This window comes from Stenotrophomonas rhizophila (assembly GCF_007667275.1).
Lineage (GTDB): Bacteria > Pseudomonadota > Gammaproteobacteria > Xanthomonadales > Xanthomonadaceae > Stenotrophomonas > Stenotrophomonas maltophilia_AE.
In genome coordinates this window covers 564,691-579,370 of the sequence record NZ_VDQT01000002.1, presented here as the reverse complement: position 1 = coordinate 579,370, position 14,680 = coordinate 564,691, and the positions used below count along the sequence as shown (strand labels likewise).

The 14,680-nt window shown below is 67.6% G+C and carries 13 protein-coding genes; 8 read left to right on the top strand and 5 right to left on the bottom strand.

The features are described 5' to 3' along the window. Nucleotides 1–118: 118 nt before the first annotated feature. Entirely contained in the window at nt 119–1,015 is an 897-nt protein-coding gene (locus FSZ13_RS08685; RefSeq protein WP_145479138.1) for a DMT family transporter, read from the bottom strand. A 78-nt stretch (nt 1,016–1,093) separates the two neighbouring features. Between FSZ13_RS08685 and FSZ13_RS08680 the strand changes: the two genes are divergently transcribed. From FSZ13_RS08680 to FSZ13_RS08670, 3 genes are read left to right on the top strand one after another with little or no spacing between them, the layout of a single operon-like run. Beyond that, nucleotides 1,094–1,576, top strand: a complete 483-nt coding sequence (locus tag FSZ13_RS08680; protein WP_145479137.1) for a YajQ family cyclic di-GMP-binding protein — start codon at nt 1,094–1,096, stop codon at nt 1,574–1,576. A gap of 5 nt (nt 1,577–1,581) precedes the next feature. Further along, entirely contained in the window at nt 1,582–2,169 is a 588-nt protein-coding gene (locus FSZ13_RS08675) for a DUF1415 domain-containing protein (protein ID WP_145479136.1), read from the top strand. Beyond that, nucleotides 2,160–2,975 (top strand): SDR family oxidoreductase, encoded by an 816-nt coding sequence (locus tag FSZ13_RS08670; protein WP_145479135.1) that lies wholly within the window; start codon nt 2,160–2,162, stop codon nt 2,973–2,975. The genes FSZ13_RS08675 and FSZ13_RS08670 overlap by 10 nt, the downstream gene beginning before the upstream one ends. Nucleotides 2,976–3,094: 119 nt before the next feature. On the opposite strand, the gene FSZ13_RS08665 is transcribed toward FSZ13_RS08670, so the two are convergent. Both FSZ13_RS08665 and FSZ13_RS08660 read right to left on the bottom strand, forming a co-directional pair. After that, on the bottom strand, nt 3,095–5,131 hold the full coding sequence (locus FSZ13_RS08665; RefSeq protein WP_145479134.1) for a M3 family metallopeptidase: 2,037 nt from the start codon (nt 5,129–5,131) through the stop codon (nt 3,095–3,097). A 112-nt stretch (nt 5,132–5,243) separates the two neighbouring features. After that, nucleotides 5,244–6,356: a PLP-dependent cysteine synthase family protein gene (locus tag FSZ13_RS08660; protein ID WP_145479133.1), complete on the bottom strand. Its 1,113-nt coding sequence runs from the start codon at nt 6,354–6,356 to the stop codon at nt 5,244–5,246. 102 nt (nt 6,357–6,458) lie between these two features. Between FSZ13_RS08660 and gloA the strand changes: the two genes are divergently transcribed. The 4 genes from gloA to FSZ13_RS08640 all read left to right on the top strand — a co-directional run bounded on the left by gloA (nt 6,459) and on the right by FSZ13_RS08640 (nt 10,569). Further along, the gene (gene gloA / locus FSZ13_RS08655; RefSeq protein ID WP_145479132.1) at nt 6,459–6,986 is read left to right on the top strand and encodes a lactoylglutathione lyase; all 528 of its coding nucleotides are present in this window, start codon (nt 6,459–6,461) and stop codon (nt 6,984–6,986) included. 207 nt (nt 6,987–7,193) lie between these two features. Then, a complete protein-coding gene (locus tag FSZ13_RS08650) occupies nt 7,194–7,628 on the top strand; it encodes a VOC family protein (RefSeq protein ID WP_145479131.1) in 435 nt (144 codons plus the stop codon). A 209-nt stretch (nt 7,629–7,837) separates the two neighbouring features. After that, on the top strand, nt 7,838–9,145 hold the full coding sequence (locus tag FSZ13_RS08645) for a putative DNA modification/repair radical SAM protein (RefSeq protein WP_145479130.1): 1,308 nt from the start codon (nt 7,838–7,840) through the stop codon (nt 9,143–9,145). Then, a complete protein-coding gene (locus tag FSZ13_RS08640) occupies nt 9,142–10,569 on the top strand; it encodes a UdgX family uracil-DNA binding protein (protein ID WP_145479129.1) in 1,428 nt (475 codons plus the stop codon). The genes FSZ13_RS08645 and FSZ13_RS08640 overlap by 4 nt, the downstream gene beginning before the upstream one ends. Nucleotides 10,570–10,677: 108 nt before the next feature. Here FSZ13_RS08640 and FSZ13_RS08635 read toward each other — a convergent pair whose 3' ends face one another. Continuing rightward, on the bottom strand, nt 10,678–11,109 hold the full coding sequence (locus FSZ13_RS08635) for a CBS domain-containing protein (protein WP_145479128.1): 432 nt from the start codon (nt 11,107–11,109) through the stop codon (nt 10,678–10,680). Nucleotides 11,110–11,355: 246 nt separating this feature from the next. Beyond that, nucleotides 11,356–13,197: a glutamine--fructose-6-phosphate transaminase (isomerizing) gene (gene glmS, locus FSZ13_RS08630; RefSeq protein ID WP_145479127.1), complete on the bottom strand. Its 1,842-nt coding sequence runs from the start codon at nt 13,195–13,197 to the stop codon at nt 11,356–11,358. Nucleotides 13,198–13,400: 203 nt separating this feature from the next. On the opposite strand from glmS, the gene FSZ13_RS08625 reads away from it, so the two are divergent. Next, nucleotides 13,401–14,669 carry an efflux RND transporter periplasmic adaptor subunit gene (locus FSZ13_RS08625; RefSeq protein WP_145479126.1) on the top strand — a complete coding sequence of 423 codons (1,269 nt, stop codon included), beginning with the start codon at nt 13,401–13,403 and terminating at the stop codon, nt 14,667–14,669. The last annotated feature ends 11 nt before the right edge of the window (nt 14,670–14,680 follow it).

Here is a 14,680-nt window from a genome sequence, read left to right as displayed (position 1 = left end):
GGGCATCGACGGGAGGGGGCGTGCAGCCTACCAGCGCGGGACGGCCCTGGCCCGCGCGGCAGCAGCGAATCATATTCCGTTTGCTTATAACGCGATGTCATTGCCCGCCCGGCGGGCCTCAGGGATGGTCCAGCGGCTGCGGGGCGGTGACCTTGCGGACCCGCTCGCGGTGCAGCAGGTACAACCCGGAGGCGACGATGATCGCTGCCCCCAGCCAGGTGTAGCCGTCGGGCAGCGCGCCCCAGAACAGCAGGTCCCAGCCGATCACCCAGACCAGCCCGGTGTACTCCAGCGGGGCGATCATGGAAGCCTCGCCGAGCTGGAAGGCCCGGGTCAGCGCCACCTGCCCACCGGCGCCGGCCAGGCCCATGCCGGCGATCAGGCCGGCGTGGCCGAGCCGCAGCGGCTGCCAGTCCGGGATCGCGAGCAGGCCGGCGCCCAGCGCCAGCAGCACCAGGAACCACACGACCATCGACTGCGGAGTGTCGGTGCGGGTCAGCATGCTCACGGTGATCGCCGCGACCGCGTAGGCGGCGGCCGCCAGCAGCACCATCAGCCCGGGAATGGAGATGAACCCGCCCACCCCGGGGCGCAGCACCACCAGCACCCCGACCAGGCCGATGCCGATGGCGATCCAGCGGCGCGGCCCGACGTATTCACCGAGCAATGGCACCGACAGCGCGGCGATCAGCAGCGGCGCCACGAAATAGATGGTGTAGGCGGTGGACAGCGGCAGGCTGCGCAGAGCGAACACGAAGCAGCCGATCATGGCCATGCCCAGCAGCCCGCGCAGCAGGTGCAGGCCCCAGCGCACCGGGATGAGCGAGCGCGGCCCGGCCGTGGCCAGCACCCAGACCAGCACGAACGGCAGTGACGCCGCCCCGCGCAGGAAGGTGACCTGCAGGGTCGGGTAGCTGGCCGACAGCTGCTTCATGCCGGCGTCCATCAGCGAGAAGCAGGCCACCGCCAGCAGCATCCAGGCAACGGCGCGGGTGGGGGAGCGTTGGGTATCCATGCACCATTATCGCCGCGCATGCCGGGGCGTGCATGCGCGGTTGGTTAGAATGGGGTCTTCACCCGCAGGAGAATCCCCATGCCCTCGTTTGACGTCGTTTCCGAAGTCGACATCCATGAACTGACCAACGCGGTCGACCAGGCCAACCGCGAGCTGTCCACCCGCTTCGACTTCAAGGGCGTGGACGCGAAGTTCGTGCTGGAGGACGGCGTGATCAACCAGTCCGCGCCGAGCGAATTCCAGCTGCAGCAGATGACCGACATCCTGCGCCAGCGCCTGACCGCGCGGAAGATCGACGCGTCGTGCCTGGAGTTCGGCGACATCGAAACCAACCTGGCGGGTGCGCGCCAGAAGATCACCGTCAAGCAGGGCATCGAGCAGAAGGTGGCCAAGAAGATCGCGGCGAAGATCAAGGAAGCCAAGCTCAAGGTGGACACCCAGATCAACGGCGACAAGCTGCGCGTGACCGGCAAGAAGCGCGACGACCTGCAGGACGCCATCGCCCTGCTGAAGAAGGAAACCTTCGAGGTTCCGCTGCAGTACGACAACTTCCGCGATTGACCGCCATGGATGACCTGCCCGCCAGCGATGGCACCGACGCCACCGACCCGATCGCCGAGACCCGCATGTGGCTCGAGCAGATCGTGATCGGCCTGAACCTGTGCCCGTTCGCCAAGGCGGTATACGTGAAGGACCAGGTGCGCTTCGTGCTCAGCGATGCCACCACGGTCGAGGCATTGGTGGAGGAACTGGCCGAGGAACTGGTGCTGCTGCGCGACACCCCGGCCGAGCAGATCGATACCACGCTGATCGTGCATCCGGACGTGCTCACCGATTTCCTGGACTACAACGACTTCCTCGACAACGCCGACGCGGCGATCGAGGCGCTGGACCTGCAGGGCATCCTGCAGGTGGCCAGCTTCCATCCGCAGTACCAGTTCGAAGGGGTGGCACCGGACGATGTAAGCAATTACACCAACCGCGCGCCCTACCCGACCCTGCACTTGCTGCGCGAGGACAGCGTCGAGCGCGCCGTCGCCGCCTTCCCGGACCCGGACGTGATCGTCCAGCGCAACATCGAAACCCTGGACAAGCTGGGCATCGAAGGCTGGACGCGCCTGCTCGGGCGCAAGGACACGCCGCGATGCCACTGACCCCGTCGATCAGCGACTGGCCGGCGCAGCCGCTGCGCGACCGCGTGGTGATCGTCACCGGCGGCGCGCAGGGCGTCGGCCGGGGCATCGCGCAGGCGGTGCTGGGCGCAGGTGGCAGCGTGGTGATCGCCGACCTGGACGCCGACGCCGGCCGCGCCTGCCTGAAGGAATGGGCACTGCCCGAGCGCACCGCGTTCCAGCGCGCGGACGTGGCCAGCGAGCGCAGCGTGCAGGCGCTGGTCAGGGCCACGCTGAAACGGTTCGGTCGCATCGATGGACTGGTCAACAACGCCGGCATCGCCAGCGCGCATGGCACGCCGCTGGCGGAGATGTCGCTGGCCGAATGGCAGCGACGGCTGTCCAGCCTGCACGGCGCTTTTCTGTGCAGCAAGCACGCGCTGCCCGCACTGCGCGAGCAGGCGGCGGACAAACCCGGCGGCGTCATCCTCAACATCGCCTCCACCCGCGCCTGGCAGTCCGAAGCGGACAGCGAAGCGTATGCGGCCGCGAAGGGCGGGCTGGTGGCGTTCACCCATGCGTTGGCGATCAGCAGCGGATCGCAGGTACGGGTCAACAGCATCAGTCCTGGCTGGATCACCACCGACGCCTGGCAGGCACCCACGCGCCGGCGTACGCCGAAGCTGTCGCGCCGCGACCATGCGCAGCATGCGGTGGGACGCGTCGGCCAGCCGGAAGACATCGGCGCCCTGGCCGTGTTCCTGCTCTCCGACCTGGCCGGGTTCATCACAGGCCAGGACCATATCGTCGACGGCGGCATGAGCCGCACGATGATCTACGCCGAGTGATTCACCGCCGTGCCGACCAACGGTCGGCACGTACCCGAATCACCGGTACGTGCGCACCCACACTCGGCACCTGCCTCGAATCACCGGTAGGTACCGACCGTTGGTCGGTACCCCTCGCATCAACCGGCCATGCCGTTGTGGCGCAGCAACGCGTCCACGTTCGGCGCACGCCCGCGGAACGCGGCGAAGTTCTCCGCTGCACTGCGGCTTCCGCCCCGTGACAACACTTCATCGCGGAAGCGCCTGCCGGTTTCGGCCACCTGCTCCGGCGCTTCCTCGAACGCCGCATACGCATCGGCGCTGAGCACCTCGGCCCACTTGTAGCTGTAGTAGCCCGCCGCGTACCCGCCCGCGAAAATGTGGCTGAACTGGTGGGGGAAGCGATTCCACTCCGGCGGGCGATTCACCGCCACCTCGTCGCGCACGCGTTCCAGCAGCTGCAGCACGCTGTCCTGGGTCGGGTTGAAACTGCTGTGCAGCTGCATGTCGAACAGCGCGAATTCCAGCTGGCGCACGGTGAACATGCCGCTCTGGAAATTACGTGCGGCCAGCATGCGGTCGAACAGCGCGCGCGGCAGCGGTTCACCACTCTCCACGTGCGCGGTCATCTGCTGCACGCGGTCCCACTCCCAGCAGAAGTTCTCCATGAACTGGCTCGGCAGCTCCACCGCGTCCCATTCGACCCCGTTGATGCCGGCCACGCCCAGCTCGCCGATACGGGTGAGCAGCTGGTGCAGGCCATGCCCCATTTCATGGAACAGCGTGGTCACTTCGTTGTGACTGAAGGTCGATGCCCTGCCCTCGGCGCCCTTGCCGAAGTTGCACACCAGGTACACCAGCGGCGTCTGCACGCCCTGCGCGGTCTCGCGACGGTTGCGGCAGTCGTCCATCCACGCCCCGCCGCGCTTGCCTTCGCGCGCGTACAGGTCCAGGTAGAACTGGCCGACCAGCGCGCCCTGCGCGTCGACCACGCGGAAGAAGCGCACGTCCGGGTGCCACACCGGCGCCTGGTCCGGCTGCACCTGCAGGCCGTACAGGCTGTGGATGACATCGAACAGGCCGGCGAGCACCTTCGGCTCGGTGAAATACTGCTTCACTTCCTGCTCGGAATAGCTGTAGCGCGCCTGCTTCAGCTTTTCCGCGGCGAAGGACAGGTCCCAGGCTTCCAGCGCCGGCAGGCCAAGCGCGTCGCGGGCGAAGTCCTCCAGCTCGGCACGGTCGCGCCGGGCATACGGTTTGGCACGTGCGGCGAGGTCGCGCAGGAAGCCGAGCACCTGCGGCGCGTCGTCGGCCATCTTGGTGGCGATGGAGTATTCGGCATAGCTGGCAAACCCCAGCAGCGCGGCCAGCTCGGCGCGCAGCCCCAGGATCCGGTCGATGTTCGCGCTGTTGTCCAGCTTCGCATCGCCCAATTCGGAGGCGCGCAGCGCGTTGGCGCGGTACAGCGCCTCGCGCAGCGGGCGGTGTTCGGCGTAGGTCTGTACCGGCAGGTAGCACGGCATCTGCAGGGTAAGCTTCCAGCCCGGCAGATCGGCCTTTTCGGCGGCGGCGCGGGCGGCGGCCACCACGTCTTCGGGCAGGCCTGCCAGCTCGCTGCGGTCTTCCACGTGCAGCGACCAGGCGTCGGTGGCATCGAGCACGTTCTGCGAGAACGTCGCCGACAGCGCCGAGAGTTCTTCGCGGATCGCGCTGTAGCGGGCCTTGCCGGCGTCATCCAGTTCGGCACCGCCGAGGCGGAAATCGCGCAGTGCGTTGTCCAGCACCTTGCGCCGGGCCGGGTCGTACTGCGCCGCTTCCGGGCTTGCCGCCAGCGCGCGGTACTGCTGGAACAACGCCAGGTTCTGGCCCAGCGCACTGCCGAACCGGGTCACCTTGGGCAGGTTGCTGTTATAGGCCTCGCGCAGCTCCGGGGTGTTGACCACCGCCTGCAGGTGGCCGACCTGGCCCCATGCGCGCCACAGGCGCTCGGTGGCATCGTCGAGCGGTTCGACGAACGTGGCCCAGCTCACCGGCTGCACGGTCTCGGCCGCCTTCACCGCCGCTTCCGCCTCGGCCAGCAGGGTATCGATGGCCGGACCGACATGCGCGGGCTGGATCGCATCGAAACGGGGCAGGCCGGAAAAATCGAGCAGGGGGTTGGCGGGGGTCACAGGCATCTCCAGGCAACGGGGCCGCGTGCGCGGCGTTCCCTCACCATATGGCACTGGGTCCGGCCGGTCACAAGGCCTGGCCGCCACGGGTTCGTGGCGGTTCACCCGCCAGCCTGGCTCAGTACAGGGCTTCCAGCGCAGCGCTGGGCAGCTCGGGCAGGACCTGCCCGGCCACGGCCCTGGCGATCACCGCGTCGGCCTGGTCCACGTCGATGCCCTGCCGCGGATACCAGTCAGGGTTGTAATAGCTGTGCGCGTAACGCTCGCCGCTGTCGCACAGGATGGTCACGATCGAACCGCCGCGCCCCGCCGCGCGCATGCGCTCGGCCGCGTGCAGCACGCCGATGAAGTTGGTCCCGGTGGAGCCGCCCACGCGGCGCCCCAACTGCCGGCTGACATGGCGCATCGCAGCCAGGCTGAGCGCGTCGGGCACCTTCACCATCGCATCGACGCTGGTGGGAATGAAACTGGATTCCACCCGTGGCCGACCGATGCCTTCCACCCGCGAGCCGCCGCTGCAGGTCAGCTCGCGCCATGGCTCGCCGGCCAGGGCCGCACGATAGCCATCGAAGAACACCGACACTTCCGGGTCCGCGCACAGGATGCGGGTGTCATGCCGGCGGTAGCTGACATAGCGCCCCAATGTGGCGGCGGTGCCGCCGGTGCCGGGGCTGCACACGATCCATTCCGGTATCGGGTGCGGCTCTTCCGCCATCTGCTTGAAGATGGATTCGGCGATGTTGTTGTTGGCGCGCCAGTCGGTGGCACGCTCGGCGTAGGTGAACTGGTCCATGAAATGGCCGCCGGTTTCCTGCGCCAGCCGTTCCGACGCGCCATTCAGGCCGCAGGCGCGCTCGACCAGGTGGCAGCGGCCGCCGTGGAATTCGATCGCGGCGATCTTTTCCGGCGAGGTGCTGGCCGGCATCACCGCGATGAACGGCAGCCCCAGCAGGCGGGCAAAGTACGCCTCGGATACGGCGGTGGACCCGCTGGAGGCCTCGATCACCGGGCGCCCCTCGCGCAGCCAGCCATTGGCCAGCGCATACAGGAACAGCGAACGCGCCAGGCGGTGCTTCAGGCTGCCGGTCGGATGGCTGGATTCATCCTTGAAGTACAGCTCGATGCCCGGGTGCCCCGGCAGGTCCATCGGAATCAGGTGGGTGTCGGCCGAGCGGTTGAAATCGGCTTCGATCTTGCGGATGGCGGCGGCCACCCATTCACGCTGAGACATGTCGAGGACGGGCCTGGAAGATGCAGCATTCTACGTCGCCTTGCCGCTGCGCCGCTAAAATGAACGGCCAGCCGCGTTGCGCGGCCCTCCACAGGATCCCCCATGAGCCTTGCGTCCCTGCAGTCCCAGCCCGGCGTGGCCGCCCAGCCGCCGGCCGAAACCACCGGTTTTGTTTTCAACCACACCATGCTGCGGGTGAAAGATGCCGCCGCGTCGCTGGATTTCTATACCCGCGTGCTCGGCTTCCGCCTGCTCGACCAGCGCGATTTCCCCGAAGCCGAATTCAGCCTGTATTTCCTGGCCCTGCTGCCGGCCGGCACCCAGGTGCCTGAAGACGACAGCGCGCGCCGCCTCTGGATGGCCGGCCTGCCGGGCGTGCTGGAACTTACCCACAACCACGGTACCGAGAAGCAGGACGGCCCGGTGTACCACGATGGCAACCAGGACCCGCGCGGCTTTGGCCACATCTGCGTGTCCGTGCCGGACATCCACGCCGCCTGCAAGCGCTTCGACGAGCTGCAGGTGCCCTACCAGAAGCGCCTGGAGGACGGCCGCATGAAGCATCTGGCCTTCATCAAGGACCCGGACGGCTACTGGGTGGAGATCATCTCCAATACCCCGCTGGCCTGATCGGCAGGGCCACGACCAACGGTCGTGGCCTACCGGGGTGCCCGAGGCCGGTGCCGTGACCCCTCCGTACGCCACGCGCACGATGCTACCCCCCGCCGTCCATGCGGCAGCCTGGTAGGTTACGACCGTTGGTCGTAACCGGACCACCACGTCCCCTGCATCCCGCCGGTGGTATACCTGCGCTCCTTCCCAGCCGAAGGACACCGCATGGACACCATGGAACTGCACCGCGGTCGCCTCATCGACCACCTGCAACTGATCGTGCGCGACCTGCCTGCCAGCCGCCGTTTCTACCAGGCGGTATTCGACACCATCGGCATCCCGATCGCCGGCGAAGGCGACGACTACTTCTGGGCCGACGAGCTGTTCATCTCCACCGCAACCAGCGACGCGGCCGCCGGCGAACTCACCGGCCGGCATCACCTGGCCTTCCAAGCCCGCGACCGCGCCACCGTCGACGCCTTCCACACCGCCGCCCTTGCCGCCGGCGGCAGGGACAACGGCGCCCCCGGCGAGCGCCCCTATCACCCGGGCTACTACGCCGCCTTCGCCATCGATCCGGACGGCAACAACATTGAGGTCGTTTACCACGGCCCGGCCGACTACAGCGCCGACTCGGTAAAGGTCACCTTCGAACGCTGAGCGGAAGGATCGTCCGTCAATCCGTATCGCCAAGCCCTGCATGGCGGCGCCCCCCATCCCGTAGAGCCACGCCCTGCGTGGCTGCTACCCCACCGCCAGAGAACCCGTAGAGCCACGCCCTGCGTGGCTGCCCCCACCATACCTGAACCCTTCAGCCACCCTTCCCCCCAATCTCACAACATGAGATTGACCCCGCCTACCGTGCGCGCATGGAAACCATCCGCAAGCTGGCGATCCTGGCCGATGCCGCCAAATACGACGCCTCCTGCGCCTCCAGCGGTGCGGGCAAGCGCGATTCGCGTGCCTCCGGCGGCATCGGCAGCACCGAAGGCGCCGGCATCTGCCACAGCTACACGCCCGATGGCCGCTGCGTCTCGCTGCTCAAGATCCTGCTGACCAACTTCTGCATCTACGACTGCGCGTACTGCGTGAACCGCGTCTCCAGCAACGTGCCGCGCGCGCGCTTCAGCGTGGCCGAAGTGGTCGCGCTGACCATGGACTTCTACAAGCGCAACTACATCGAAGGCCTGTTCCTCTCCAGCGGCATCATCCGCAATGCCGACTACACCATGGAGCAGATGGTGGAAGTGGCGCGCCAGCTGCGCGAAGACCATCGCTTCTCCGGCTACATCCACCTCAAGACCATTCCCGAGGCCTCGCCGGAACTGCTGGCCGCCGCCGGGCGCCATGCCGACCGCCTGTCGATCAACATCGAGCTGCCCACCGAAGAAGGACTGTCCAGTTTTGCTCCGGAGAAATCCCTGCCGTCCATCCGCGGCGCGATGGGCGAGCTGCGCTGGCGGATCGAGGAGGCCAAGGAAGCCAAGGTCGCCAGCGAGGCCAGCCCCACCACGGTGGCGGCACCCGCCCCTGCCGCGCCTGCCAAACGGGCCGGCCGCGCCCGCGCACCGCGCTTCGCGCCGGCCGGGCAAAGCACCCAGATGATCGTCGGCGCCGACGGCGCCAGCGACCAGCAGATCCTGGGCGCCGCCGACAACCTGTACGGCAATTACCGCATGCGCCGGGTGTACTACTCCGCCTTCAGCCCGATCCCCGACGCCAGCCGCCTGCTGCCGGTGCAGGCACCGCCGCTGGCGCGCGAACATCGGCTGTACCAGGCCGATTGGCTGCTGCGCTTCTACGGCTATGGCGTGGATGAAATCACCGATACCACGCAGAACGGCATGCTCGACCTGGACATCGACCCGAAGCTGGCCTGGGCGATCCGCCACCCCGAACGCTTCCCGGTCGACCTCAACGTGGCCTCGAAGGAAATGCTGCTGCGCGTGCCCGGGCTGGGCGTGCGCAATGTCAAACGCGTGCTGATGGCACGCCGCCATGGCCGGCTGCGCGTGGCCGACGTGGCCCGCCTGCGCGCGCCGATGAGCAAGCTGCTGCCGTTCGTGCAGCTGGCCGACCATCACCCGCGTCGCGCATTGGATGATCCCACCGCGCTGCGCGCGCGGCTGGCACCGCCGCCGCGCCAGGCCTCGCTGTTTCCCGACGCCGCCGCATGACCCGTTGGAGTGTGCGGCTGGACCCGTCGTGGTCGGTGCAGTCCTGGCGTGAGGCCGCGCGGCTGGCGCTGCAGCACCGCATCGCGCCCGAGCAGCTGGACTGGCTGCAGGATGGTGAAGGGTCGCTGCTGGACGCGCCCGCGCTGGCCAGCCTGTCCGCGCCTGACGTTGAAGCGACCGCCATTGCGGTGCCGAAGGCGTTCCTCGAACTGGCCGCCACCTGCCTGTGCCACCGCGATCCGCAGCGGCACTCGCTGCTGTACCGCATGCTCTGGCGGATCACGCACGGCGAGCGCGGCCTGCTCACCAACCCGGCCGATCCGGACGTGCTGCGTGCGATGGCCCTGGCCCAGGCGGTGCGCCGCGACAGCCACAAGATGAAAGCCTTCGTGCGCTTCCGCGAAGTACCGGGCGAGGATGATGCTTTCATCGCCTGGTTCGAGCCTGACCACTACATCGTGGAGCGGGTCGCGCCGTTCTTCGCGCGCCGCTTCGCCGGCATGCGCTGGGCGATCCTGAGCCCCTACCGCAGTGCGCGCTGGGACGGCCAGGTGCTGGCGTTCGGCCCGGGGAGCAAGCAGGCGGACGCGCCGGTGGAAGATGCCCGCGAGGACCTGTGGCGCACCTACTACGCCAACATCTTCAACCCCGCCCGGCTCAACACGCGGATGATGCAGCAGGAGATGCCGGCCAGGTACTGGAAGCACCTGCCGGAGGCGAGCCTGCTGCCGACGCTGGTGCGTGACGCAGGCGACCGCGTGCAGGAAATGCACGACCGCCAGGCGCAGGCGCCGCAGCGGCGGATTCCCGAGCAGCAGATCCCGGTGCGCGGCCCGGCCACCGCCACCGGCGATTCCCTCGACGCGCTGCGTACTGCGGCCGCCGGCTGTCGCCGCTGCCCGCTCTGGGAGCCGGCCACGCAGACCGTGTTCGGCGAGGGCCCGCAGGATGCGCAGGTGATGCTGGTCGGCGAACAGCCGGGCGACAGCGAAGACCTCAGTGGACATCCCTTTGTCGGCCCGGCCGGGCAGTTGTTGAACCGCGCGCTGCAGGAGTTGGGCATCGACCGCAGCACGTTGTACCTGACCAACGCGGTGAAGCATTTCCGCTACGAGCGGCGCGGCAAGAAGCGCATCCATTCCAAACCGCAGGTCACCCACATCAACGCCTGCCGGCCGTGGTTGCTGGCGGAAATCGAACAGGTACATCCGAAGGTGATCGTGTGCCTGGGTGCCAGCGCGGCACGGGCCGTGTTTGGCAGCGGCTTCAACCTGACGCGCGACCGCGGCCGCTGGCATGACATGGACGATGGCACGCGCGGTTTCGCAACGGTCCACCCATCATGGGTGCTGCGCCAGGAGCCGGCGAAGCGGGATGGCGCTTACCAGCTCCTGTTGGAAGACCTGCGCCAACTGAACCCGTAGAGCGGGGCTCTGCCCCGCTGCTCTTGATTCCTTCAGCGGGGCAGAGCCCCGCTCTACGCCATTCTGTTCCCGCTCTACGCCATTCTGTTCCCGCTCTACGCCATTCTGTTAATGCGCGGCCATGTAGATGTCCTGGAGCACCGCCTTCTCCAGCTCCAGCTCGCTGAGCAGGTTCTTGACGATGTCACCCAGGCTCAGAATGCCGACCAGCGTGCTGCCCTCGGTCACCATCAGGTGGCGGTGGCGCGAGTAGGTCATCAGCGCCATGGCTTGCTTCAGGGTCGCATCGGGCGAAATGCCTTCCAGGCCCGCCGACGGGAGCGTGGAGATGACCCGGCGCCCGGCCTGCGGGCCGTCATCGGCCAGGCTGCGCACGATGTCCTTCTCGGAAATGATCCGGACCGGCACACCGTCCTTCATCACCACCAGCGCGGCGATCTTGTGCGCGCTCATCTTGTGGGCGGCGGCGCCGATGGTGTCTTCGACGTCGATGGTGACAACAGCGTCTTTCTTGGATTGCAGAAGTTCGCGAACGTTCATTCTTGTTCCTGTTGCAGACTGACTAAAGCCACACGCCTTGCGTGGTGGGACCGATTGACGCAGCCAACGGCTGACACCCCGAGAATGGCACTTCGACTAGAACCGACGCTGAATGTCGCCGGTGCCCCCGACTAAAGTTTTCCCGACGCCAGAAACGGCAAAGGGCGGCCCTGCCGGGTCGCCCTTTTTTTTTGAAGCGTACCCACCAACGGTGGGCACCTACCGTGGATCGACCTGGGTCGAGCGCTACTCCACCGTCACGCTCTTGGCCAGGTTGCGCGGCTTGTCCACGTCGGTGCCGCGCGCCAGCGCGGTGTGATACGCCAGCAGCTGCACCGGGATGGTGTGCACCACCGGGCTGAGCACGCCGGCGTGGCGCGGCGTGCGGATGACGTGCACGCCTTCGGATTCGACGAAGTTGCTGTCCTGGTCGGCGAACACGAACAGCTCGCCGCCGCGCGCGCGCACTTCCTGCATGTTGGACTTCACCTTCTCCAGCAGGCTGTCGTTGGGCGCGATCACCACCACCGGCATGTCTTCGTCGACCAGCGCCAGCGGGCCGTGCTTGAGCTCGCCGGCCGGGTAGGCTTCGGCGTGGATGTAGGTGATTTCCTTGAGCTTGAGCGCGCCTTCCAGCGCGATCGGATAGTGCAGGCCACGGCCCAGGAACAGCGCACTGTTCTTGCGCGCGAAACGTTCGGCCCAGATGGCGATCTGCGGCTCCATGTTCAACGCGTGCTGCACGCTGCCCGGCAGGAAGCGCAGCTGTTCCAGGTAGTCCGCTTCCTGCGCGGCGTCGACGCGGCCGTGCAGTTTGCCCAGCACCACGGTGAGCTGGAACAACGCCGCCAGCTGGGTGGTGAAGGCCTTGGTCGAGGCGACGCCGATCTCGGCGCCGGCGCGGGTGTAGCAGACCAGTTCGCTGGCACGCGGGATCGCGCTCTCCGGCACGTTGCAGATCGACAGGGTGTGCAGGTGCCCCAGCGACTTGGCGTACTTCAGCGCTTCCATCGTATCCAGCGTTTCGCCGGACTGGGAAATGGTGACGATCAGGTGCTTGGGATTGGCATACGCGGCGCGGTAGCGGTACTCGCTGGCGATCTCCACGCTGCACGGCAGGCCGGCGATGGCCTCGATCCAGTAACGCGCGGTCAGGCCGGCGTAGTAGCTGGTACCGCAGGCCAGGATCTGCACGCCTTCGATGCCCGACAACACCGCTTCGGCATTCTTGCCGAACAGCTCGGCGGGGAAGCCACCGGCGTCGATCGCCGCTTCGATGGTGTCGCCCAGCGCACGCGGCTGTTCGTGCACTTCCTTCTGCATGAAGTGGCGGTACGGGCCCAGCTCCAGCGAGGCCAGCGACACGTCCGACTGGTGCACGCCACGGTCCACCGGCAGGTTGTGTTCGTCGTACACCTGCACGCCGTCGCGACGCACATCCGCGGTGTCGCCTTCCTCAAGGAAGATGACATTGCGGGTCGAGGAAATCACCGCCGACACGTCCGACGCGACGAAGTTCTCGCCCTCGCCCAGGCCCACCAGCAGCGGGCAGCCCATGCGCGCGCAGACGAAATGGTCCGGCTCGGCGCGGCTCATCACCGCCAGCGCGTAGGCACCGGTCAGTTCCTTGACCGTGCGCTGCAACGCCGACAGCAGGCTGTCGCCGTTCTTGAGGTTGTGGTGCATCAAGTGCGCGATGACCTCGGTGTCGGTCTGCGACTCGAACACGTAGCCCAGCCCGCGCAGGCGCTCGCGCTGTTCCTCGTGGTTCTCGATGATGCCGTTGTGCACCAGCGCAACGCCGTGGCTGATGTGCGGGTGGGCATTGGCTTCCGTCACCCCGCCGTGGGTGGCCCAACGGGTATGGCCGATGCCCAGGGTCGCATCAAAACCCTCGCTCAGCGCAGCCTTCTCCATTTCCGCAACGCGGCCGGTACGGCGAACGCGGCGTACATTGGGCTGTGCCTCGGTCTGGTCCAGCACTGCAATGCCGGAGGAGTCGTAGCCCCGGTATTCCAGCCGCTTCAATCCTTCGATAAGTACCGGTACCACATCGCGATTTGCGATCGCGCCCACAATGCCGCACATAGATTCGAATCCCTGCTGTCGATGCTCCATTCTAACGTGGGCCGGGCTGCGGTCCCGCCGCTGTCCGCTTAACAAAAGTGTCCGCAGCAGTGTCCGCGGACACCCGGACGCTTGACCTGAATCTGCAACCCTTTGTTTTCAAAGGACATAAAGTTGGCACGCGGCGTGCTTGGTATATCGCAACCCAACCGCGACCGAGCCCGATGATCCGCGACACTTCCGCACAGGACCAGACCTTCTCCTCTCCGGCCACGGCGGCGCCGTGGAAGCGCTGGCTGTGGCCGGGCGTCGCCGCGCTGCTGGTGCTGCTGGCGATCGGCTTTGCCGCCCGCGCCTGGCTCGGCGCCAGCCGCTCCTTCGACAGCGCGCGGGTCCGCATCGCCGAGGTCAAGAAGGGCGACCTGGTCCGCGACCTGGCCGCCGACGGCAAGGTGATCGCCGCCAACAGCCCGGTGCTGTACGCGATCTCCGCCGGTACCGTGGACCTCAAAGTGGTCGCCGGTGACGTGGTGAAGAAGGGCCAGGAACTGGCGGTCATCGACAGCCCGGAACTGCGCAGCAAGCTGGCCCAGGAGCGGACAACCCTGGCCGGCCTGGAAGCCGAAGCCAGCCGCTCGCTGCTGGACGCCACCCTGGCCCGGGCCAAGGCCAGCAAGGAAACCGACCAGGCCAACATCGAACGCCAGGCTGCCGAGCGTGACCTGCAGCGCTACCAGCGCGGCTTTGATGGCGGTGCGGTGCCGCAGATCGACCTGGCCAAGGCCAACGACACCCTGAAGAAGGCCGACATTTCACTGGCCAACGCCCAGACCGACGCCCGCCTGCAGGGCCAGGGCGCGGACCTGGACGCGCGCAACAAGCGCCTGCTGGCAGACCGCCAGCGCGCGGTGGTCGAGGAAGTGCAGCGCCAGGTGGATGCCCTGACCCTGCGCGCGCCGTTCGATGGCCAGGTGGGCCAGGTCCAGGCGACCCAGCACACCCAGGTGGCAGCCAATGCCCCGATCCTGGGCGTGGTCGACCTGTCGCGCTTCGAGATCGAGATCAAGGTGCCGGAAAGCTTCGCCCGCGACCTGTCGATCGGCATCCCGGCCCAGCTCACCAGCGGCAGCGGCCAGCCGTTCCCGGGCGAGATCAGTGCGGTGTCCCCGGAAGTGGTGGCCGGCGAAGTCAACGCCCGCATCCGCTTCACCGACAAGCAGCCGCAGGGCCTGCGCCAGAGCCAGCGCATGCAGGCCCGCGTGGTGCTCGATACCCGCCGCAACGTGATCAAGGTCGAGCGTGGCCCGTTCGTGGAACAGGGCAACGGCCAGGCCTACGTCATGGATGGCAGCACCGCGGTGCGGCGTCCGGTCCGGCTGGGCGTCAGCAGCCTGGGCGAAGTGGAAATCCTTTCCGGCCTTCAGCCCGGCGATCGCGTCGTGGTGTCCGGCAGCGATCTGTTCGGCGATGCCGAGCGCGTGTCCGTCAACTGAACCCCCTACCC